Origin of the sequence: Lysobacter niastensis (genome assembly GCF_031457115.1) — a bacterium.
Classification (GTDB): Bacteria; Pseudomonadota; Gammaproteobacteria; order Xanthomonadales; family Xanthomonadaceae; genus Lysobacter_J; species Lysobacter_J niastensis_A.
Window position 1 is genome coordinate 938,000 of record NZ_JAVDVY010000001.1, and the last position, 22,097, is coordinate 960,096.

The following is a 22,097-nucleotide window of genomic DNA, read 5'->3' on the forward strand; positions in this document are numbered from 1 at the left end:
TCAGCCGATCAACCCATCGATCGGGCTCGACGCCGAAGCGAAGCGCTTGCGGGGGATGCGGCCGGCCTTGAAGGCGGCGCGGCCGGCCTCGACCGCCAGCTTCATGGCGTGGGCCATCAGCACCGGATCGCGGGCGCCGGCGATGGCGGTGTTCATCAACACGCCGTCGCAGCCCAGCTCCATGGCGATGGAGGCGTCCGAGGCGGTGCCCACGCCGGCGTCGACGATGATCGGCACCTTGGCGTTCTCGACGATCTCCAGCAGGTTGTAGCGGTTCTGGATGCCAAGGCCCGAACCGATCGGCGCGGCCAGCGGCATCACCGCCACGCAGCCGATCTCTTCCAGCCGCTTGGCCAGGATCGGGTCGTCGGAGGTATAGACCATCACGTCGAAGCCGTCCTTCACCAACTGCTCGGCGGCAGTCAGCGTCTGCACGACGTCCGGGTAGAGCGTCTTCTGATCGCCCAGCACTTCCAGTTTGACCAGCGTGTGGCCGTCGAGCAGTTCGCGCGCCAGGCGGCACGTGCGCACCGCGTCGTCGGCCGTGTAGCAGCCGGCGGTGTTGGGCAGGATCGTGTATCGGTCCGGCGGCAGCACGTCGAGCAGGTTCGGTTCGCCCGGGTTCTGGCCGATGTTGCTGCGGCGAATCGCGACGGTGACGATCTGGGCGCCAGCGGCCTGCGTGGCCAGGCGCGTCTGCTCCAGGTCGGTGAACTTGCCGGTGCCGGTCAGCAGTCGCGAGGAATAGGTCTTGCCGGCGATGACCAGAGCGTCCGTCGCCGTTGCGGAAGAAAGGAATGCGGTCATTCGCTCATGGTACCAGCGCGCCACCTGTCGGCCGAGTTCGACCGGTAGTCGTGGCAAGATGAAAAAACCATGAACGGTTGGCCTCGGGCTCCATTTGGCTGCGTATACGCCATGTGAGCGGCTCTCGCGAGCGTGGACGGGTATCCCCCTGTTCCCCGTCTGCCGGGTCGAGAACGCTTCGCGCGGTGCGATACCGTGCGTACGAAAAGGCACACCCGGCGCGAGCCGGCGTCGCAAAGCCGCGGGTCCCGCTCATTAGGTGGGATGGCCGGGTTCCCGTCCGTACGGTATTCACCGCGCGGTTTCTTCTGACAGACACGCCTCTCCCCTTCGGGGGAGTCAATGCGTGGCAGCGGTCCACCAGCCGCGTCGATGCCCCGCCGAAGCGTCAGCCGCCCCCGAGCGCGTGCACGATCTCGATGCGGTCGCCCATCGCCAGCGCATGCTCGCCGTGACGGCTGCGGGGAATGATCTCGCCGTTGACCTCGACCGCGACCCGGCGTTCGCCGAGTCCTTCCTGCGCCAGCAACTGCGAAACCGTCGTCATGGCCGCGATCGCGCGCGGCTCGCCATTGAGGGTGATATCCATGCCGGCATTGTCGCGCTGGGCCGCGCCCGCGGCCAGCCGGCACGGGACTTGCCGGGTTATGCCGCGCTGCCGCTTGTCATGGCGGCGTCGCGCGTGGTTCGATGCCAGCCATCCGCAGCCGTACGTGGGGCCGGCGGGTTGCGTCGAACCATCAAAAACCAACGGGGAAGAACAACCAGATGAAACCTGTCCGTACCATGCTGGCCATGGCGCTCGCGGCTGCTGCCGCCTCGGTGGCGCTGCCGGCCTCCGCGCAGACCTATTCGCAGACGATCTTCTTCGGCGACAGCCTCACCGACTCGGGCAGCTTCCGCCCGGGCCTGATACAGGCCGTGGGACCGTCGGGCGCGCTGCTGGGCAAGTTCACCACCAACCCCGGGCTGGTCTGGTCGGAATACGTGGCCGGCTTCTATGGCGGAAACTCCACCCCCGCCAACCAGGGCGGCACCAACTACGCCGTCGGCGGCGCGCGCACCGGCACCAACGGCGCCAGCCCGTTCGGCGCGATCCCGTCGCTCACGACGCAGATCAACGCTCACCTCGCCGCCAACGGCGGCCGCGCTGATTCCAACGCGCTGTACACCGTATGGGGCGGCGCCAACGACCTGTTCACCGCAGCCGCCGTTCCTCCGGCGCAGGCACCGGCCATCATCGGCGGCGCCGTCGCCTCGCAGGTCGGCAACGTCATGGCGCTGAGCAATGCCGGCGCTCAGTACATCCTGGTGCCGACCGTGCCCGACCTGGGCATCACGCCCCAGTTCCGCGCGCAGGGCGCTGCTGGCATGGCCGGCGGCACGCAGCTGTCCACCACTTACAACAACGCGTTGTTCAGCAGCCTGGCCAGCGCCAACCTGCGTGTCATCCCGCTCGACACCTTCCACCTGCTGCAGGAAATCGTCGCCAACCCGGCGCCCTATGGTTTCCGCAACGTGACCGACGTGGGGTGCCGCACACAGCCGGCACCGGCGGGCGCCTCGTCGCTGTTCTGCAACCCGGGCTCGTACGTGGCGCCGGACGTGCCCACGGGCTATGCCTTCGCCGACGGCGTGCACCCGAGTTCGGGGGCACACGCCATCCTGGCCGACTACGCCCTGTCGATCCTCGAAGCCCCGCGCCAGCTCGCGGTGCTGACGCACTCCGCTTCGACCGTCGGCCGCTCGCGCGCCGATCGCGTCGCCGCGCAGATCGAGCAGCGTCCGGAAGCGGAAGGCTCGCGTTGGTGGGCCGACGTTCGCATCGACAACCAGCGTTACGGCGATGCCGACAACTACGACGGCATGGGCCCGACCCTCAGCTTCGGCATGGACTGGGCCAGCGACGAACTGGTGTTCGGCGGTTTCGCCGGTTACGGCGTGCAGGACATCGACTGGGGCCTCAGCCGCGGCGACTTCGAACAGACGGACGCCACGTTGGGCGGCTACCTGGGCTGGTCCAGCGACGCGTTCTGGGCCACCGCCCAAGCCAGCTACACCTGGTTGAGCTATGACGTCGACCGCGACGTGAAGCTCGGCTCGGTCACGCGCACGCACAGCGGCTCGCCGGACGGCAGTAACCTCAGCCTGGCCGCCAGCGCAGGTTGGGACTTCGAAGCCGGCACGCTCAAGCACGGCCCGGTGATCTCGGTGGTCTCGCAGAGCATCGACATCGACGGCTACGACGAGAACAGCACCGAATCCACCGCGCTGACCTTCCTCGACCAGAAGTACGACTCGCTGATCGGGTCGGTCGGCTGGCAGCTGCGTGCCGAACTCGGCGACCTGCAGCCGTACGCGCGCCTGACTTACGACCACGAGTTCGAGGACGAGGAGGATCAGGTGTTCGCGCAGCTGCGCTCGATGCCGGGCCTGGCGCCGTACGCCGTGCCGGGCATCGAGTTCGACCAGAACTACGGCACGCTCACCTTCGGTGCGCGCACGCAGGTCTTCGGCATGGGCGCCGACATCGGCACCGCGCTCACGGTCGGCCAGAAGGGCGGCAACGACGCGACGATCTTCGTCAGCATGAACGGCACGTTTTAAGTAGCCTCGACGCGGCGTCGCCCCGGCGGCGCCGCGTTGCCAGCCTCCCGCAGCCGGCTTAGACTGGATGCGAAACGCGGGTGTAGTTCAATGGTAGAACTGCAGCTTCCCAAGCTGCTAGCGTGGGTTCGATTCCCATCACCCGCTCCAGATGCAAATGACGAGGCCCGCGAAAGCGGGCCTCGTCGGTTCTATTACGGCTTGAATGAATTGTTAGGCAGTAACCGATCCAGGTCAGTGCCGCCAAAGAACGCAACGAGCGCGGCGGCCAACCCGCATGTCGCTGCTATTGGGTAGTGATGAGGTGTGAACCAATCCCACCCCCAAAGCAGGAAGAAGACCAGAGCGGCCAGATAGCACAGGAAGAAAATGCAGCCAAGCGCGATGGCCCAACTGCGGGACAAGGCGGCTTTCCGGAACGACCATTCCGGGACGCTCAACAGGAGCGTGGCGAGCACAAGGGATCCCGCAATGATGGTGCTCGTTGCCGCCTCTGCTAGTGGGATGGCGATCGTGTCCGCAGTGGTTGGATAAACGCCCGCACGAAGATTGCCTGTGAGGGTGAACCATGTCGCCGCGTCGATGGCGGCGATGGCGGCGATGTATAGAGGCACCCGGATCAGACGCTTCATTGGAGCCTAATGCCTGAAGGCCGAACCGCTAAGCAGCTTCGGCTTGAATGAATTTTCAGGCATCAAGCCGGCTAGAAGGCCAGCGTGTACCTGCCCAGTGGACTCATGGATTGGCATGTCGAGCGTGATTGTGTTGAGGCCGATGTGAGCAGGAAAGTTGGACAGAACAATGTCCGCCCTATCTTGGCCCAGCCGATGGGTGGCCTGAAACAGGGGAAGCTACTGACGAGCTGTACGGCACCGACGCAAACGTCATTGCGGCCCAGCAGCTCATCCCCCTCAAAGAGAGCAAGTTCGACGCGCATGGATTTATCTCTTGATGCCTGACGCCTGAATTGAGCCGAGCCGCTATGCGGCTGGAATGAATTGTCAGCCGCGCCCACGCTATCAAAGCGGACGACTTCAATTCACCCGTTCATTGCGGTCGGAGCGGGCCGATCTAGATTGGCACCGCGGCTGAAGAACACGCCGGACACTACGAAATCCTAACGCCCGCATCCCCCGGACTGCTTGTATGCTGGCCGCGACGACGAGCTTGCAGATGCGGTCGGCCAGGGTCTTGGCCTTCTCTACACACTGCAACGGCGGCCTGCTTTACAGTGGCCGCCGTTTTGCCTTTGACAGGCTCGGGCCCAGGAGGCGCGATGGCGACGAAGATCGTGCTCGGTTGGCGTGAATGGGTGGCCCTGCCGGAGCTCGGCGTCGGCCGCCTGCGCGCCAAGGTCGACAGTGGGGCGCGCAGTTCGGCGCTGCATGTCGATGCGCAGTGGTACTTCCGGGAACACGGCGCGCCGTGGGTGGGCTTCCGGTTCAGTCCCGGCCACGGAGCCGGCACCGTCGAGGCGGCGGCGCCGATCTTCGACGAGCGCGAGGTGACCGACTCGGGCGGACACTGCACGCGGCGCGTGTTCCTGCACACAACACTGTCGTTGGCCGGCGTGGAGCGCGAGATTGAAATCAATCTGTCTGACCGGCGCGGCATGCTGTTCCCGTTGCTGCTGGGACGCACGGCGTTGGCCAGGGTCTATACCGTCGATCCGGCGCGTTCCTTCCTCCATGGACGCCAGCCCCTCGGGGCTGTCGGTGTCTCCAATCTGAATTCGCTTCGATGAAACTGGCCATCCTCTCGCGCAACACCAAGCTCTATTCGACCCGCCGCCTGGTAGAGGCCGCGCGCGACCACGGCCATAGCGTCCGGACCTTGGATCCGCTGCGCTGTTACATGCGCATCGCCAGCGACGGCTTTGCCATGCGCTACAAAGGCCTGCCGATTTCCGGCTACCACGCGGTGATCCCGCGCGTGGGCGCTTCGATCACCCGCTACGGGTCGGCGGTGCTGCGCCAGTTCGAGCTGATGGGCAGCTACACCCCCAACCCATCCGACGCGATCCTGCGCGCTCGCGACAAGCTGCGCTGTCACCAGTTACTGGCCGCGGAAGCAATCGGCCTGCCGATCACGGTGTTCGGCGACAACCCCGACGACACGCAGGATCTTCTGACGATGCTTGGCCCGCCGCCGCATGTGATCAAGCTGAACGAGGGCACGCAAGGCGCGGGCGTGATGCTCACCGAGAAACCATCGGCTTCGCGCGGCGTCATCGAGGCGCTGCGTGGCCTGTATGCGAACTTCCTGGTGCAGGAGTTCATCGACGAAGCCAAGGGCGCCGACGTTCGTTGCTTCGTGGTCGGCGGACGTGTGGTGGCCGCGATGAAACGGCAGGCGCCGAAGGGCGACTTCCGATCCAACCTGCATCGCGGCGGCACGGCCAAGGGAGTGCGGGCCAGTGCAGCCGAACAGGAGGTCGCGGTTCGCGCGGCGCAGGTGCTGGGCCTGGGCGTGGCGGGCGTCGATCTGATCCGCTCCAACCGCGGCCCGCTGGTGCTCGAGGTCAACGCGTCGCCAGGGCTGGAGGGGATCGAGGAGGCCAGTGGGGTAGATGTGGCGTCCGAAATCATCCGCTACGTCGCCCAACACGTCGGTCGGAAGCCGAGCAAGCACGCCGCGGTTCGTTAATTTAACGAAATATGGCGAAGATGTCGGCTGTTTAGCCGATATTGTCGGCAATATCCGGCCATCAGCGGTGGCCGCCGTTGATCAGGATCTGCTCGTTTAACGAATATTTAACCGCCGGATTTAACAACGGCTTAATCGATTCCGGCGTAGCTTAAGCACTGCCGCAGCACTGCCACTTCCAAGTTCAGTCGATCCTGGTCGGAAGCAGCCTACGGTAATCGGGGCAATACCTTTTTGGCCCAGGCGCGGTGGCCCCGCCTTGGGCCTTTGTTTTGTGCGCCGTTCGCTCCCGATGTTGGGCAGCCGCATGTTGAGCGGCGAGCAATCGGCGCGTGCGATCAGGGGTACTAACGCGATGGCGACGATTGCCGTCTTAACGTTTAGTCTTAACGTTTAGTCCGCATCTCTGGCGTCGCTGCCGGAACCTCGCCGCACCTGCGGGGTCGAAGGCCAACAATCAGGAAGGTCCCATGCGCATTCTCGTCATCGAAGACAACCAGGACATCGCCGCCAACCTCGGAGACTTTCTCGAGGACCGGGGCCACACCGTAGATTTCGCCGCCGATGGCATCACTGGCCTGCATCTGGCGGTGGTGCACGACTTCGATGCGATCGTGTTGGATCTGAACCTGCCGGGCCTGGATGGGCTGGAGGTTTGTCGCAAGCTGCGCAACGAGGCGCGCAAGCAGACGCCCGTCCTGATGCTGACCGCGCGCGACAGCCTGGACAACAAGCTGGCTGGTTTTGATTCCGGCGCTGACGACTACCTCATCAAGCCGTTCGCGCTGCAGGAGGTCGAAGTTCGACTGAACGCGCTGTCGCGTCGCGGTCGCGGCGTGCAGACGCGCGTGCTGACCGCGGGCGATCTCGAATACAACCTCGACACGCTGGAAGTGCGCCGGCAGGGCAAGCTGCTGCAGCTCAACCCGACCGCGTTGAAGATCCTGCAGGCACTGATGGAAGCCGCTCCGGCGGTGGTGACGCGCCAGGAATTGGAAACCCGCGTGTGGGGCGAGGAGTTGCCCGATTCAGACAGCCTGCGCGTACATATCCATGGCTTGCGCGCGGTGGTGGATAAACCCTTCGAAGTGCCCCTGATCCAGACCCGACATGGCATCGGTTACCGCATCGCCGCTCCCGACCACGGATAAGCGCGTGGCGCAGACGGGGGAGCCCGCGCCGACCAGGCGCAGGATGCGCTATCGGCGGCAGCTGCGCAGCCGCATCATCCTCGCCTTCGTCCTGCTCGGCTTCGGCCTGACCGCGCTGTTTGCGTGGGCGACCAACTGGACACGCACCCGCGTGGAGAACCAGCTGGTCGAGGACGTGATGAATCGCAATATCGAACAGGCAGCGCGCCAGTTCGAGCAGAACCCGGACAATCCGCAATTCGCGGTCGACCAGATTCGCGCCTATGTCTATACGCCCGAGAACTTCGACTCGGTGCGGGTCAACTGGCCGGAATGGTATGAGCTGCGCGACGGCATCTACGGCATGACCGGTGTCGGTGCCGACGGCGATCCGTTCGCCTACAAGCTGGCCGTGCGCAAGACACCCAAGGCGTGGTTCTTCCTGGCCTACGACATGTCGCAGGCCACCCACGGCGAGGAAAAGTTCAATCGCGCCATCTACGGCTCGGTCGTCGTATTCACGCTGCTGTCGCTGGTGGTGGGCTGGTGGTCTGCCTCGCGCGTGATGAGTCCGGTGTCGGAACTGGCCAGGCGCCTCAAGCGTTCCGGCCGCAGTTCCGAGCCGGAGAATTTGGCCCAGCACTTCCCCGACGACGAGGTGGGCCAGTTGGCCGAGGCGCTGGACGACTACGCCGAGCGCCTGACCGAAGTGGTCCAGCGCGACCGCGAGTTCAATGCCGACGTCAGCCACGAACTGCGTACGCCGCTGGCGGTGATCAGGGGCGCCGTGGAACTGCTGCTGTCGCGTCCCGAACTCGACGACAAGACCCGCACCCGGTTGCTGCGCATCCAGCGTGCGGAGCAACAATGCACCGATCTGATCAGCGCGCTGTTGCTGCTGTCGCGCAACGAGCGCGGACATGGCGCGACCGACGTAGGCAAGCTGGCCGAGCAACTGCTCGACGCACATCGGGCCCAGCTGGGCGGTAAGCCGCTCGAGTTGCGGGTCGAAGGCGAGCGTGGGCTGGTAGTGGACGCCCCTGAGGCCGCCGTGGCGGTGGCCCTGGGTAACCTGGTCGGCAACGCGGTGAAGTACACCACCCAGGGCGAAGTCGTGGTGTGGCTGGGCGGGCGCTCGGTCGAAGTGATCGATTCCGGCCCTGGCCTCAGCCAGGAGGACGCGGCCAAGCTGTTCGAGCGCGGCTATCGCGGCACCCATGCAGGGCACTCGCAAGGCGGCGGCATCGGCTTGTCGATCGTTCGCCGGCTCTGCGACCTTTACCGGTGGGACGTGCGGGTTCGGCCGGGCGAACAGCGCGGCGTCGTGGCCACGCTCACCTTCGAGGCCCGGCCTCCGGCGAAGACGAAGCCGGAGGCGTGACGCCTCCGGCGCATGCGCCTTACAGCGCTTCCAGCCAGCCGCGCTTGTCCGGCGTCTTGCCTTCGAACAGGCCGAAGAACAGCTCCTGGACGCGGCGGGTGACCGGCCCGGGCTTGCCGGTGCCGACCTGGCGACCGTCGACCGAGCGGATCGGGGTGATTTCCGCCGCTGTGCCGCACATGAAGAGCTCATCGCACAGGTACAGGTATTCGCGCGGCAGGTCGCGCTCGACCACCTCGACACCGGCGTCGCGGGCCAGGGTGATGATGGTGTTGCGGGTGATGCCGTTGAGCAGCGCGGCGCTGACCGGCGTGGTGTGCAGGGCGCCTTCGAACACCAGGAACAGGTTCTCGCCTGCGCCTTCACTGAGCAGGCCGGTGGAGGCCAGCGCGATGCCCTCGCCGAAGCCCAGGCGGCGCGCCTCGCGCGCGACCAGCTGGCCGGACAGGTAGTTGCCACCGGCCTTGGCGCCGGCCGGGAGGGTGTTCGGCGCGAAGCGCTGCCAGCTCGACACGCAGGCGTCGATGCCCTGTTCGAGCACGCTGGCGCCTAGGTACTGGCCCATCTTCCAGGTCGCCACCGCCAGGTCGGTCGGCGTGTCCGCCGACAGGCCGAAGCCGCCGAGGCCGCGGTAGGCAACCGGGCGCAGATAGTCGGTGGTGTTGTTGTTGGCGTGGATGACGTCGCGGCAGGCCTGGTTGACCTGCTCCACCGTGTAGGGCATCGCCATGTCGTAGATCTTGGCCGAGGCGAACAGGCGCGTGTTGTGGTCGGTCAGGCGGAAAATCACCGGGCCGTTGGGCGTCTGGTAGGTGCGGATGCCTTCGAAGACCGACGAGCCGTAGTGCAGGGCATGCGACATCACGTGGGTGGTGGCTTCGGCCCAATGCTTGATGGCGCCGTTGTGCCAGATCCATTCGGGGTATTGCATGCTCATGCCGGACTCTCGGGGGATGACGATACGGAAGCCCGCTAGTTTACTGGGCCTCGTCGGCAAAGACCCGTGACTGGGCACGGCGGCGGGCACGAAAAACGCCGTGTGCTCGCCCGCACGGCACCGAGGCGCCAAGGGCACCGCCCTACAGCTGGACCCACCAGCAGCCCAGGTGCTTGCGCAGGCCGAATACAGTGCGCGAGGGCGTGATGCCGTTGGCCTGGGTCTGCTCGACGCGCAAAGCGACCGGCGTCGAACGGACACTGGTCTGCGGGTAGTACTCCCCATCCACGCGGGTGGCCGCCTCGCCCACATCCGCGGCCCCTTCGCTGGTCGGCGAGTCGGGCATCACCGGAACCAGGTCGACCAGTGGTCGCTGCACCATCGCGTCGAGGCGATCCAGGATGGAGTAGGCACTGCTTCCGGACATGCCGGCCCAGTGATAGACGCCTGCAAGGCGGTTGGCGTCGTGCGCGTCGAAGGCGCTGGTCATCTCGTACATCAGGTCGTGCACGGTGCGCGCGCAGCCTCGATAAGCCGTGCGGCTGCTGGCGGCAGGCGAGGCGGGTCGCGCGGCCTGCTCCTGGGCGCCGATCTCGGCGCATTCGTGGTCGGTGAAGACGACCGCGCCGCCCGGACTGACGCATCGGCGTACCTGCGCAATCGCCGGCGACGACGCGAGCGCCGCGACCAGCAGGAGCAGGAGCACTCGCAAGGTTCGATGCATGGACTCAGCCTAGCCCCGCTGGCCGGCTGCGAACAGTGCGGCCCTTCACGAAGCGATCGTCATGACGTCCGCTGGAGGGTGACGAAGTAGCAACCCGAATAGCGACGCACGTCCAGGTCGACGACATTGGCTCCGCTGCCATTGGCAAGCAGCAGTTGCACGATGCCGGCGTTTCCTTCCATTGGCATGTCGGCGGGGCCGATCTGTGCATTGAAATAGTCGGCCCGCTGCACGGGCTGGTTGCTGAGTTGCCGCAACCGGTCCATGACGCGATGGCTCTGGCGATGGCTCATGCCCACCCAGTGGAAACTTTCGGCGAGGCGATTGACGTCGTGCAGCGCCCACGCGCCTTCCAGGTCGAGTGACAGTTGTCGTGGTGTCCTCGCGCAGCCGTCCACGAGCGGACGCCGCTTCGGCACCGTGCCCCGCGATGGATCGTCGAAACGGCCGGCGAAAGAAATCGACGCCGCCGAATACCCGGGCTCATACACGATGCGCGAGATCAACTCATGCGGTAGTGGCGTGGGCCGCGCGCCGGAGGCCGCACAACTTCGATCGGTGTACACCACCTCACCTTGGGCAGACTCGCAGCGCTGGAGGCTGAAAGCTTGCATTTCGGCGGCCGGCGACGATGCCGGCGCGAAGCTTCCCGCGACGGCGCCGAGAACGGCTGTGGCACTCAACGCGGGAAATCGCATCGCCATGCCGGCGGGAAATCGCATCGCCATGCCGGGAATGCTGCTCCGGCAAGCGTCAGCGCAAGGTGCTGAAATCCCATGCCGCGCTTAACCGTGAACTAACACAGCACGGCGATATTCCTGGTTCAACGCCTGTTCCGGTTGCTTAACCGGCGTGTCGCCGAGTGGATGGTTTATCGAATGCGGGCAAGCACGCTCAGCGTCGGCTTGGACAGATTGAGCGTGTAGAAGTGCAGCGCAGGGGCGCCGCCTTCCACCAATCGTTCGCACATCGAGGCCACCAGGTCGGCGGCGAATTCGCGGATCGATTCGACATCGTCGCCGAAGGCCTGCATGCGCTTGCCGATCCAGCGGGGGATTTCGGCGCCGCATGCATCGGAGAAGCGCCGCAACTGGGTGAAGTTGGAGATCGGCATGATGCCAGGCACGATCGGCACGCTTACGCCGATGCGGCGCGCGTCTTCGACGAAGCGGAAATAGGCATCGGCGTTGTAGAAGTACTGGGTGATGGCGCCGTCGGCGCCGGCGTCGATCTTGGCCTTGAAGTGGCGCAGGTCGGCGAGCGCATCGTCGGCCTGCGGATGGCATTCGGGGTAGCAGCCGACTTCGATATGGAAATAGCCGTCGTGGTCGCGGCGGATGAAATCGACCAGGTCGGTGGCATAGCGGAAGTCGCCGGGGTGGCCCATGCCCGAAGGCAGGTCGCCGCGCAGCGCGACGATGCGGCGGCAGCCCATCGTCTTGTAGCGCTCGAGCAGTTCGCCCAACTCCGCGCGAGTACCGCCGACACAGGACAAATGCGGCGCAGCATCGAAACCGTGCACCTGGTGCAGGCGCTCCACCGTTTCCGGCGTGTAGCTCAGCGTCGATCCGCCTGCGCCGAAGGTGCAGGACACGTACTCGGGATTGTGCGCCTTGAGCTTGGCTGCGGTCTTGTCGAGCTGCGCGCGCTGTTCGTCGGTCTTGGGCGGATAGAACTCGAAGCTGATCGGGGAGGCCATGCTCGGTCCAGACGAGGTGTGGCCAACAGTCTATCGCTTCATCGCGATGAAGGAAATAACGAGGGGCGACGCCACGCCTTCGCGCGCGATGGAGCCGCTCAAGGCTGATCCTGTTCCGAGGAATGAGCCGGGCTGGCGGGCAAAAAAACGGGCGCCGAAGCGCCCGTTTTCTTGCCATGAGTGGCCCGCGATCAGTAGCGGTAATGCTCCGGCTTGTACGGACCGTCCACCGACACGCCCAGGTACGCAGCCTGGTCGTCGGTCAGCCTGGTCAGCTTCACGCCGATCTTCTCCAGGTGAAGGCGCGCGACTTCCTCGTCGAGCTTCTTCGGCAGGATGTAGACCTTGGGCTCGTAGGTGTCCTTGTTCGCCCACAGGTCGATCTGCGCCAGCGTCTGGTTGGAGAACGAGTTGGACATCACGAAGCTGGGATGGCCTGTAGCGCAGCCCAGGTTGACGAGGCGGCCTTCGGCCAGCAGGAAGATCGAGTTGCCACCCTTGAAGGTGTACTTGTCGACCTGCGGCTTGATGTTGAGCCGGGTTGCGCCGGAAGTGTTGAGCTTGTCGACCTGGATCTCGTTGTCGAAGTGGCCGATGTTGCAGACGATGGCCTGGTCCTTCATCTGCGACATGTGCTCGAGCGTCAGCACGTCCTTGTTACCGGTCGTGGTGACGTAGATGTCACCGCGGCCAAGCGTGCTCTCGACGGTGTTGACCTCGAAGCCCTCCATCGCCGCCTGCAGGGCATTGATCGGGTCGATCTCGGTGACCACCACGCGTGCGCCGTAAGCACGCAGCGAGTGGGCCGAGCCCTTGCCGACGTCGCCGTAGCCGCACACGACCGCGACCTTGCCGGCCAGCATCACGTCCATCGCGCGCTTGAGGCCATCGGCCAGCGACTCGCGGCAGCCGTAGAGGTTGTCGAACTTGCTCTTGGTGACCGAGTCGTTGACGTTGATCGCCGGTACCAGCAGCGTGCCGGCTTCGGCCAGCTGATAGAGGCGGTGCACGCCGGTAGTGGTCTCTTCCGAGACGCCCTTCCAGTCCTTGACCACGCCGGCCCAGAAGCCCGGACGTTCCTTGGCCACGCGCTTGAGCAGGTTCTTGATGACCTGCTCTTCGTGGTTGCCCGACGGGGTGTTGACCCAGTCGGAACCGTTCTCGAGCTCATAGCCCTTGTGGATCAGCAGGGTGACGTCGCCGCCGTCGTCGACGACCAGTTCCGGGCCCTTGTTGCCCGGGAAGGTCAGTGCGTCGAGCGTGCAATCCCAGTACTCCTCCAGCGACTCGCCCTTCCATGCGAACACCGGCGTGCCCGACTTGGCGATCGCCGCGGCGGCATGGTCCTGCGTCGAGAAGATGTTGCACGAGGCCCAGCGCACGTCGGCGCCGATGTCCTTCAGCGTCTCGATCAGCACGCCCGTCTGGATGGTCATGTGCAGCGAGCCGGTCACGCGCACGCCCTTGAGCGGCTTGGTGGCGGCGTGCTTTTTGCGGATCGACATCAGGCCCGGCATCTCGTGCTCGGCGATGTCCAGTTCCTTGCGGCCCCACTCGGCCAGCGAGATGTCGGCAACCTTGTAGTCGCCTTCGGTGGAGAAGGTCTTGGGTACGGCGTTCATGGCAAAGCTCCGTTGGATTGAAGCGGGCGCCGTTGTTGCGGTCATCCCGCCGAGCCTGGCCGTGCTTGGGAGCGAATCAAGGCTCCTGTCACGGTCGCAGCGCCCCTCGGCGGGGGAATGGGTTCCGCGCCAGGCGCGGTCGGCCGCAGGTCGCGCGGCCGGAAGCAGCATTCTATCGTCACCGCGCCACGCGTTGATGAACCGAGCGGCGGATTACAGCGAAATGGAAACGGGCCGCGCATGGCGGCCCGTCGTTCCAGGCGCACTCCCGCAAGCGGGAGAGACGCCGATTACTTCTTCAGGCCGGCATCCTTGCGCAGGTCGTCGGCCTTGTCGGTCTTCTCCCACGAGAAGGCCGTGGCGGTGTGCTTCTTGCCGGCACCGTCGACGTAGCTGACTTCCTTCGGCTTGCGGCCGAAGTGGCCGTAGGCGGCGGTCGCCTGGTAGACCGGATGGATCAGGTCGAGCATCTTCACGATGCCGTACGGACGCAGATCGAAGTGCTTGCGGATCAGCTTCTCGATCTTGTCGTCCGGGATCTTGCCGGTGCCGAAGGTGGTGACCGAGATCGAGGTCGGCTCGGCCACGCCGATGGCGTAGGAGACCTGCACTTCGCACTTGTCGGCCAGGCCGGCGGCGACGATGTTCTTGGCGACGTAACGCGCGGCGTAGGCGGCCGAGCGGTCGACCTTGGACGGATCCTTGCCCGAGAACGCGCCACCGCCGTGACGGGCCATGCCGCCGTAGCTGTCGACGATGATCTTGCGACCGGTCAGGCCGCAGTCGCCGACCGGGCCGCCGATCACGAAGATGCCGGTCGGGTTGATGTGGATCTTGCCCTTGGGCAGCGTGTCGAGCCACTTCTTCGGCAGCACCGGCTTGAGGATGTGCTCGTACACGCCCTCGACCAGGTCCTTCTGCTTGATGCCCGGGTCATGCTGGGTCGACAGAACCACCGCATCGAGGCCGGCGACATTGTGCTCGGCGTCGTAGCGCAGTGTGACCTGCGACTTCGCGTCCGGACGCAGCCACGGCAGCGGCGAGTTCTTCTTCTTGCGGATCTTGGCCTGCTGCTCGACCAGGCGGTGCGAGTAGTAGATCGGCGCCGGCATGAATTCCGGGGCCTCGTTGCAGGCGTAGCCGAACATCAGGCCCTGGTCACCCGCGCCCTGTTCTTCCGGCTTCTTGCGGTCCACGCCCGCAGCGATGTCCGGCGACTGCTTGCCGAGCATGTTGATGATGGCGCAGGTGTGGCCGTCGAAGCCGACGTCGGAATTGTCGTAGCCGATCTCATTGATCACGCGACGCGCCAGCGACTCGATGTCGACCCACGCGGTGGTGGTGACTTCACCCGCGACGATGGCCGCGCCGGTCTTCACCATGGTTTCGCAGGCCACGCGGGCGCGCTTGTCCTGGGCCAGGATGGCGTCGAGGACCGCGTCCGAAATCTGGTCGGCGATCTTGTCCGGATGGCCTTCGGAAACGGATTCGGAGGTGAACAGGTAGCTGGACATCGAGGCTTTATCCTCGTATTCGGATGAAAGGATGGCCGACCATGATACAGGGTCCGCCGGGTCGGCGCATTGTGCGGCCTCGGGATGTTGCCCCGGGTTAAGGGCGGGGGCACGGCTGTCACCGGATTGAAGCCAAACCGCCACGCGCCTGTCGTCGCCGGAGAGCAGGCTGCGCGGCGAAACGCCCCGTCGGGGTGACCCGCGACGCCCGATGCTGCAGTTCGAACGCCGCCTGCAAGAGCGATTTCCGCACTGGTTCCGGGGCCGTCGGGCCACGCTGGCCAGACCGTTGCTGCGCACGATTGGCCGCTGGTCGCGTTTCGACGAGGTCGATGCCTTCCTGCACGCAAGTCGTGGTCTTCGCGACTTCGATTTCGTCTCGGCGGCACTGGACCACCTGCAGGCCCGTTACCACGCGAATCCGGCCGAGACCGCGCGCATTCCCGCCAGCGGCAGGCTGCTGATCGTCGCCAACCACCCTTCCGGTGCGCTTGATGCGCTCGCGCTGCTGGATCTGGTCGGGCAGGTGCGCCGCGACGTGAAGATCATCGCCAACGACCTGCTATCGGCACTGGAGCCGCTGTCGGGCCTGCTGCTGCCGGTGCGCGTCCTCGGCGGACGGCCAGGCGTGGAAAGCCTGCAGGCGATCGATGCCGCCCTCCGCGACGAGCAATGCGTGATCGTGTTTCCGGCCGGCGAGGTGGCGCGACTGGGCTTGCGCGGCGTCACCGATGGGCGCTGGCGCCGCGGTTTCCTGCGCTTTGCCCGCAGCAGCGGCGCGCCGGTACTGCCGGTGCGCATCGAGGCGCGCAACTCGGCGCTGTTCTACGGCGCCTCGGCGTTGTTCAAACCCGTCGGCACCGCGTTGCTGGCGCGCGAAATGTTCGCCCGAGGGGCGCGTCGGATCGCCTTGCGCATCGGCACGCCGCTGTCGCTGCCTGCCAACGGCGATCCGGAGCATCTGCTGCGGCAGGTGCGGCGTGAGTTGTTCTCGCTCGGCACGCGTCGCGGCGGACCCGCCCCGGAGGCTGCGGGATCCATCGCGCCGGACGCGCTGATCGATGTCATCGATCCGGCGACCGTGCGCGCTGGCATCGAGGCAATGGTCCTGCTCGGCCAGACTTCCGACGGCAAGCAGATTCGCGTAGGCCGCCTCCACGCTGGCTCCGGCCTGCTGCAGGAGATTGGTCGCCTGCGAGAGTTGACTTTCCGTGCGGTGGGCGAGGGCACGGGACAGCGCTTGGATGTCGATGTCTACGACAGCTGGTATGAGCACATCGTGTTGTGGGACGAAGCGGCATCCAAGATCGCCGGGGCCTACCGCATCGCGCGGGGCGCCCGTGTGCTGGCCGAGCGCGGATTGGACGGGCTCTATACCGCGTCGCTGTTCCACTACAGCGACGAGTCGATACCGCGCATCGCGCAGGGCATGGAACTGGGGCGGAGCTTCGTCGTGCCCGACTACTGGGGCAGCCGCAGCATCGACTACCTGTGGCAGGGTATCGGCGCGTACCTGGCGCACCACCGCAACGTGCGTTACCTGTTCGGTCCGGTGTCGATCAGCGCCGCGCTGCCTCTCGATGCGCGCGAGCAGATCGTCGCCTACTACGAGCGGTACTTCGGCAGCGCCGAACAGGACGCGGTCTCCAGGCAGCCGTTCGTATACCGTGCCGCGCCGCCAGCGTTCGACACGGTGGATGCGACGACGGCATTCCATGTGCTGAAGGCCAATCTCGACGCGCTCGGCGCGACCTTGCCGATGCTCTACAAGCAGTACACCGATCTGTGCGAGCCGGGCGGCGCGCGCTTCCTCGCGTTCGGTGTCGATCCGGCTTTCAGCGATTCCATCGACGGCCTGATCGAAGTCGACCTTCAGCGCATGCGTCCGAAGAAGCGCGAGCGCTATCTGGGGGCGATGCCGGACACCGGCACTGCACCGTCCACGGAGGCCACCTTATGACGCCGATGCCGACACGGCTGCCACCGCGTCGTCGAGCGGTATTCGTGTCCGACGTGCACCTGGGCTCCAAGCACTGCCATGCCGCCGAGTTCGCGGACTTCCTCGGCGGCCTGCGCTGCGATCGCCTCTATCTGGTGGGCGACATCGTCGACCTGTGGTGGATGGCGCAGCGCCGCGCCGCCTGGGGCAATGCGCAGCACCGGGTGATCGAAGCGCTGCACAAGCTGCGTCGCGACGGGACCGAACTGATCTACGTGCCGGGCAACCACGATCGCCCAATCCGCAGGTTCTGTGGACTGTCATTACCGCGCATGGCGATCCGTCGTCGCGCGATCCACGTCACTGCGGATGGAAGGCGCCTGCTGGTGACGCACGGCGACGACTACGATGGCATCACCCATTTCGGCGGGTTCCAGGAGCGCTTCGGGGACTGGCTGTATTACCGCATCCTTACCGGCAACCAGCTCTACAATCGCCTGCGCCGCCGCATGGGGCGGCGCTACTGGTCACTGTCGGAGTTCCTCAAGAGCCGCAGCGGCGCGGCTGAGCGTTACATCAACCGCTTCGTCCAGGCCGGTATCGACGATGCAGTTCGCCGCGGCCTCGACGGCATCGTTTGCGGCCACATACATCGCGCCGGGTTGCTGCGGCGCGATGGCTGCATCTATGCCAACGACGGTGACTGGGTCGAGAGCCTCACGGCATTGGCCGAAGACCCGGACGGAACGTTGCGATTGCTGGCGCATACCGGCGAGACGCTGGCGGAGTTGCCGCCGACAGGAATATTGCCAGCAACGTTGTCCCATGCGGCATGAGAACACGCGGCATGAGCGCCCCTTGGGGCGCATGCTCGGGCTTCTGGAAGGAATTTCTGGAAAGAACTTCTGGAAAGAAGATGGCACCGGATCCGGTGCCATGTGATGACCTAAGCTGCGGATGTTGTCAGGAATGTGGCATCGAATACGACTTTGTACATCGCCGCGTCGCCGCCCAGCACCAGGCTGGTACTGAGCGGCTATGGCACGTGGCTGTCAATGATGGTCAAAGCCGCTGATTCCTTGTTCAACGATCTGCGAAGTTGCGGTTTACAGCTTGACGAGCTTGCTCTCGCGGATCTGGAAGACGACCTTCTGTCCCTGCTCGTCCTGCAGTTCGATAGGCTGGCCGCTGATCAGCATCTGGTAGCGGACTTCGCCGACCGCGTCGACAAACTTCTCGAGCGAACGCTGATAGGTGTACGGATACTCGGCGAACGAGCTGCGGTTACCGACAATCATCTGGACCTTGCGTTCGCTCAGTCCGGTGATCTGGGCCAGGTCACCAACAGGATCTTCTTCCTCGGCCGCCCAGGCCGCTGGTGCGACGGTCGCCAGTGCGACCACGAGTGCTGCGATCTTGGCTTTCATGTCTGCCTCCGTGACCGGGACGTTGGGGGAAGGAGCACATGGACTGATCCCGGTGCATGTAGTTCCTCACAAGCGCGGGGGGAAAGACATCGCCCATTGGGTGCTATTACTTTCGACCTGCGTTGGCACGCATAAGCTCAGTTGCATGGCATGCAATCTGCGAAAGATCCCGATCGCAGCATTGTTCGTGGAATTGATGGGTGGCATGCGCTGCGTGACTGCGCGTGCGCGGGACAGTTGCCAGCGAAACAGTTTCAGGTGTTACGCACTGTGCCGGACACACGGCCCGCGCCGATCGCGCGGATTAGGTCGCTTCGAGATTGGCCGCACCACGGATGCGTCCCGATGGGGCCATTAGCGACGACACAGGTGCAAAACCGCAACGACGGCAGGCCATGACTTGCGTCATGCATGACCACAGTCATGTCGAAGTTCAATGCCCGGCGTGCCGGTTACTCCGCCAGGTCAATAGACCGTGGCCCGCGCCTGCACGAAGGAATAGAAAAACACCGCGTTGGGATCGTTCTGCACCTGGTGCATTTCGTGACGCATGCCGTCGACCACGTCGCACGTGACCTTGCCTGCGTCGATCAATTGATCGGCAGCCGACAGCAAAAGTTCCTCCCAGAACGCGATCATTGTCTTGCGCCTGGCTGGTTCCCGGTTGTCGTAATGGAACGTCTTGACCTCGGTGGTGACGTCGCGGAAACCGCCTGCCAGAAGCAGGTTTCCCAGTTTCGCGCCGACGAACGGATCGCCACCGCTTTCGTATTGGAAGTCGTTGAACGCCATCCAGTAGCGCCAGACATTCGGTGAGTACGGGTCCAGAAGGAACGACGCATTCATGACCTCGGTGATGTAAACGGGGGAGCCCGGGGCCAGCACGCGACGGACCTCGTTGAGCACGCGCGCAGGCGAAGGCACGTGCTCCAGCACCCAGCACAGGAACGCGGCGTCGAAGCTGCGCGGTTCGAACGGCAGGTCGGTGGCGTCGGCCTGCTGCAGCCGGTAGCGACCGTCCAGCCAGGGCATGCGACCCAGGTTCTCGCGGGCGGCGGCCAGTTGCGGCTCGCTCAGATCGACGCAGCTGACATGCAGATCGGGGAAGCGGCGCAGCAGGATTTCCGTTTGCGCGCCGACACCACTTCCGACCTCCAGCAGGCGTCGCGCGGCGCTGTAGTCGATGTTGTGGAAGATGGTCGCTTCGGCCAGGCGCGCCTGCTTCATCAGGCGTGCCTGTTCGGTGGCCGAGAAGCCGTGCAGGTAGGGGAATTCGTTGCTGCGGGACTGCTCGCTCATGACGGACTCACACGTGTGGCGTTGGGTTCATCCCGGGAATCGACCCCATTCGGGTAGAGACCCACACGGGGATGAGGACCCATGCGGGTGCCTTCCATTGTGCGGCGACGCCCGTTACGACGGTGAGCACGCCGCGCGCGAACGAGACGGGGCGCTGTCAGCCGCTCTCAGGCGGCTACCGGTAGCCGGGGCGGCACGCCGGCGATCAATGCATCGAAGTAGTCGCGGGTCAGCCGCAATTGCGCGTCTGCGGTTTCCGCATGGTTGACGACGGCGCGGAATGCGCCGTTTTCGGGCCGGTCCTTGGCGTACCAGCCCAGATGCTTGCGGGCGATTCGAACGCCCGACGGTTCGCCATAGAACTCGTGCAGATGCGCGAGGTGACCGAGCAGCACGTCGCGCACTTCAGCCAACGAAGGCGGCGGCAGGAGTTCGCCCGTGGCCAGGTAATGCGCGATCTCGCGAAAGATCCAGGGTCGCCCCTGCGCGGCCCGGCCGACCAGCACCGCGTCGCAGCCGGTGCGCGCGAGCACCTGCGCTGCCTTGTCCGGCGAATCGATGTCGCCGTTGGCGAACACGGGGATCGACAGCGCCGCCTTCACTTCGCCGATCGTGTCGTACTCGGCGACACCGGAGTACTGCTGGTCGCGCGTGCGCCCGTGCACCGCCAGTGCGGCTACGCCGGCTTCCTGCGCGATCCGCGCGATCGCCAGCGCATTGCGCTGGTCGGCGGCCCAGCCGGTGCGGATCTTCAGCGTCACCGGCACGTCGACCGCACGGACCACGGCGTCGAGGATGCGTGCGACCAGGGCTTCGTCGCGCATCAGCGCAGAACCCGCCCAGGCGTTGCAGACCTTCTTGGCCGGGCAGCCCATGTTGATGTCGATGATCTGTGCGCCGTGATCGACGTTGTAGCGCGCGGCATCGGCCAGGATCTCGGGCACGGTGCCGGCGATCTGCACGCTGATCGGCGCGGGCTCGCCGTCGTGGTCCATGCGGTGTCGCGACTTGGCGGTATTCCAGAAGCGCGGATCGGACGTGGTCATCTCGGACACGCACAGCCCGGCGCCGAGGCGCTTGCACAGCACCCGGAACGGCTTGTCGGTGACGCCGGCCATCGGCGCGAGGATCACGCGGGGCGCGATCTCGTGGGGGCCGATGCGGAAACTGGCGGGTTGCGGCGTGTGGTCCGGCATGGCGCGCATTGTAGCGGGCGCGCCGGAATGCCCGGGTTTAACGCCCTGATTCAATGACGGGCGCGCCGGCGGCGCCAGAACAGGAATCCGGTAACCAGCATGAACGCCGGCAGCAGTCCGGTGAGCGCGGTCAGGCATTTCATCAGCGTGCCGCCGACTGCGCCGGTGTGCAGCGGATAAATGGCATCGCTCATGCGCGAGCCCAGGCCGTTGCCGGTGGCATCGTAGGTCTTGAGCAGTCGCGCGTCGTCGGCATGGATCAGCACCAGGCTGCGGCCGACCGGATGCCACTCACCATCGGCTCGTGCGCGGAACGCGATGGTGCCGTCGCCGGGCTTTGGCGCGGACAGGCGGCTCAGGCGCGCACCCGGCAACGCGGTGTCGGCGCGATCGAGCACCGTCGCCCAATCGATGGACTTGCCTTGGCGTGGCGTCTTGGAGGGTTTAACCGGTTCGCCGCCGAACATCGCGATCAGCGCTGACTGGACAGCCTTTGAATAGACCATGCCGACGCCGGTCAGCGTGGCCAGCAGCAGCAATGGCAGCAGAACGGCGCCGGTGGTCCGATGCCAGGTCAGCCATCGCCTTACCGGCGGACCGGAATACATTTTCAGGTGCGCGCGCACGCGCCCATGCCTGGGCCACCACAGGTAAAGCCCGGACAGCAGCAGGCCCAAGGCAATGCAGCCGACGATCCCGAGCACTTTCTCGCCGGTCTCGCCACCGAGCAGCTTGGTGTGCCACGCGCGCAGCCACAGTACGGCGTCGTCGTCCTGGCTGCGGGTCAGCAGCCATGCGCCGTCCTCCGGCGCGAAGTAAGCGCGCCGGCCGCCCTTGAAGTGGCCCTCCCAGACCGGAAGCTCATCGCTCGGCAGGTCGAGCGAGTTGAGGCCTTCCGGCGACCAGCGCTCGATCAGCGCACCGAGCACATGGCCGTCGGCGACGGGCGCGTGCTGCGTCAGGGTCGGATGCTGCAGCGTCAGCAGCTCGTCCTGGAACACCAGCACAGTGCCGGCAAGGCCGATCAGTGCGAACAGCGTGCCCACCGTCAGGCCGACCCACAGGTGCAGCCACGACAGCGTCGCCCGCAGGCGGCGCCGATGACGGGTGGGGGAGTGCGGGATGGCGTTGGTGACCCGAGTGTCCATGGTGTGCAGTATCGGTCAGGG

At 65.6% G+C, this 22,097-nt stretch carries 20 protein-coding genes, 1 tRNA gene and 2 riboswitches; of the genes, 8 read left to right on the top strand and 13 right to left on the bottom strand.

Going from position 1 to position 22,097, the window contains the following annotated elements; all coding sequences use genetic code 11:
• Both J2X06_RS04290 and thiS read right to left on the bottom strand, forming a co-directional pair.
• A complete protein-coding gene (locus tag J2X06_RS04290) occupies window positions 1–807 on the bottom strand; it encodes a thiazole synthase (protein WP_310058715.1) in 807 nt (268 codons plus the stop codon).
• A 198-nt stretch (window positions 808–1,005) separates the two neighbouring features.
• A riboswitch (cyclic di-GMP riboswitch) is annotated at window positions 1,006–1,088 on the top strand.
• 107 nt (window positions 1,089–1,195) lie between these two features.
• Window positions 1,196–1,396: a sulfur carrier protein ThiS gene (gene thiS / locus J2X06_RS04295; protein ID WP_310058718.1), complete on the bottom strand. Its 201-nt coding sequence runs from the start codon at window positions 1,394–1,396 to the stop codon at window positions 1,196–1,198.
• A gap of 200 nt (window positions 1,397–1,596) precedes the next feature.
• On the opposite strand from thiS, the gene J2X06_RS04300 reads away from it, so the two are divergent.
• Entirely contained in the window at window positions 1,597–3,414 is a 1,818-nt protein-coding gene (locus J2X06_RS04300) for an autotransporter domain-containing protein (RefSeq protein ID WP_310061230.1), read from the top strand.
• A gap of 76 nt (window positions 3,415–3,490) precedes the next feature.
• Window positions 3,491–3,564 (top strand) — tRNA-Gly (locus tag J2X06_RS04305).
• Between the two features lie 44 nt (window positions 3,565–3,608).
• On the opposite strand, the gene J2X06_RS04310 is transcribed toward J2X06_RS04305, so the two are convergent.
• Window positions 3,609–4,046, bottom strand: a complete 438-nt coding sequence (locus J2X06_RS04310; protein ID WP_310058721.1) for a hypothetical protein — start codon at window positions 4,044–4,046, stop codon at window positions 3,609–3,611.
• Between the two features lie 644 nt (window positions 4,047–4,690).
• Here J2X06_RS04310 and J2X06_RS04315 point away from each other — a divergent pair.
• The 4 genes from J2X06_RS04315 to J2X06_RS04330 all read left to right on the top strand — a co-directional run bounded on the left by J2X06_RS04315 (window position 4,691) and on the right by J2X06_RS04330 (window position 8,571).
• Window positions 4,691–5,158 carry an ATP-dependent zinc protease family protein gene (locus tag J2X06_RS04315; protein WP_310058723.1) on the top strand — a complete coding sequence of 156 codons (468 nt, stop codon included), beginning with the start codon at window positions 4,691–4,693 and terminating at the stop codon, window positions 5,156–5,158.
• Window positions 5,155–6,060: a 30S ribosomal protein S6--L-glutamate ligase gene (gene rimK, locus J2X06_RS04320; RefSeq protein ID WP_310058724.1), complete on the top strand. Its 906-nt coding sequence runs from the start codon at window positions 5,155–5,157 to the stop codon at window positions 6,058–6,060. The genes J2X06_RS04315 and rimK overlap by 4 nt, the downstream gene beginning before the upstream one ends.
• Window positions 6,061–6,530: 470 nt before the next feature.
• Window positions 6,531–7,211, top strand: a complete 681-nt coding sequence (locus J2X06_RS04325) for a response regulator transcription factor (RefSeq protein ID WP_310058727.1) — start codon at window positions 6,531–6,533, stop codon at window positions 7,209–7,211.
• 43 nt (window positions 7,212–7,254) lie between these two features.
• Window positions 7,255–8,571 carry a sensor histidine kinase gene (locus J2X06_RS04330; protein ID WP_310061232.1) on the top strand — a complete coding sequence of 439 codons (1,317 nt, stop codon included), beginning with the start codon at window positions 7,255–7,257 and terminating at the stop codon, window positions 8,569–8,571.
• A gap of 19 nt (window positions 8,572–8,590) precedes the next feature.
• Here J2X06_RS04330 and J2X06_RS04335 read toward each other — a convergent pair whose 3' ends face one another.
• The 6 genes from J2X06_RS04335 to metK form a co-directional block, all read right to left on the bottom strand.
• On the bottom strand, window positions 8,591–9,508 hold the full coding sequence (locus tag J2X06_RS04335; RefSeq protein ID WP_310058730.1) for a branched-chain amino acid transaminase: 918 nt from the start codon (window positions 9,506–9,508) through the stop codon (window positions 8,591–8,593).
• A gap of 142 nt (window positions 9,509–9,650) precedes the next feature.
• Window positions 9,651–10,214, bottom strand: a complete 564-nt coding sequence (locus J2X06_RS04340; protein ID WP_310058733.1) for a hypothetical protein — start codon at window positions 10,212–10,214, stop codon at window positions 9,651–9,653.
• Window positions 10,215–10,291: 77 nt separating this feature from the next.
• A complete protein-coding gene (locus J2X06_RS04345) occupies window positions 10,292–10,960 on the bottom strand; it encodes a hypothetical protein (RefSeq protein WP_310058736.1) in 669 nt (222 codons plus the stop codon).
• Between the two features lie 143 nt (window positions 10,961–11,103).
• The gene (metF, locus tag J2X06_RS04350) at window positions 11,104–11,931 is read right to left on the bottom strand and encodes a methylenetetrahydrofolate reductase [NAD(P)H] (RefSeq protein ID WP_310058739.1); all 828 of its coding nucleotides are present in this window, start codon (window positions 11,929–11,931) and stop codon (window positions 11,104–11,106) included.
• Window positions 11,932–12,122: 191 nt separating this feature from the next.
• Entirely contained in the window at window positions 12,123–13,553 is a 1,431-nt protein-coding gene (gene ahcY / locus J2X06_RS04355) for an adenosylhomocysteinase (protein ID WP_310058741.1), read from the bottom strand.
• A gap of 17 nt (window positions 13,554–13,570) precedes the next feature.
• Window positions 13,571–13,667, bottom strand: a riboswitch (S-adenosyl-L-homocysteine riboswitch).
• Window positions 13,668–13,843: 176 nt separating this feature from the next.
• Entirely contained in the window at window positions 13,844–15,067 is a 1,224-nt protein-coding gene (gene metK, locus J2X06_RS04360) for a methionine adenosyltransferase (RefSeq protein WP_310058745.1), read from the bottom strand.
• 211 nt (window positions 15,068–15,278) lie between these two features.
• Between metK and J2X06_RS04365 the strand changes: the two genes are divergently transcribed.
• Both J2X06_RS04365 and J2X06_RS04370 read left to right on the top strand, forming a co-directional pair.
• Window positions 15,279–17,027 (top strand): lysophospholipid acyltransferase family protein, encoded by a 1,749-nt coding sequence (locus J2X06_RS04365; protein WP_310058747.1) that lies wholly within the window; start codon window positions 15,279–15,281, stop codon window positions 17,025–17,027.
• A gap of 5 nt (window positions 17,028–17,032) precedes the next feature.
• Window positions 17,033–17,842, top strand: a complete 810-nt coding sequence (locus tag J2X06_RS04370) for a UDP-2,3-diacylglucosamine diphosphatase (protein WP_430539539.1) — start codon at window positions 17,033–17,035, stop codon at window positions 17,840–17,842.
• 270 nt (window positions 17,843–18,112) lie between these two features.
• Here the strand turns inward: J2X06_RS04370 and J2X06_RS04375 are convergent, their stop codons facing one another.
• The 4 genes from J2X06_RS04375 to J2X06_RS04390 form a co-directional block, all read right to left on the bottom strand.
• Window positions 18,113–18,433 (bottom strand): hypothetical protein, encoded by a 321-nt coding sequence (locus J2X06_RS04375; RefSeq protein WP_310058752.1) that lies wholly within the window; start codon window positions 18,431–18,433, stop codon window positions 18,113–18,115.
• Window positions 18,434–18,898: 465 nt separating this feature from the next.
• Complete coding sequence (locus J2X06_RS04380; protein ID WP_310058754.1) at window positions 18,899–19,732, bottom strand: class I SAM-dependent methyltransferase; 834 nt, start codon at window positions 19,730–19,732, stop codon at window positions 18,899–18,901.
• Window positions 19,733–19,899: 167 nt separating this feature from the next.
• The gene (dusB, locus tag J2X06_RS04385) at window positions 19,900–20,928 is read right to left on the bottom strand and encodes a tRNA dihydrouridine synthase DusB (RefSeq protein ID WP_310061233.1); all 1,029 of its coding nucleotides are present in this window, start codon (window positions 20,926–20,928) and stop codon (window positions 19,900–19,902) included.
• 50 nt (window positions 20,929–20,978) lie between these two features.
• Complete coding sequence (locus J2X06_RS04390) at window positions 20,979–22,076, bottom strand: PepSY-associated TM helix domain-containing protein (protein ID WP_310058757.1); 1,098 nt, start codon at window positions 22,074–22,076, stop codon at window positions 20,979–20,981.
• Between the last annotated feature and the right edge of the window lie 21 nt (window positions 22,077–22,097).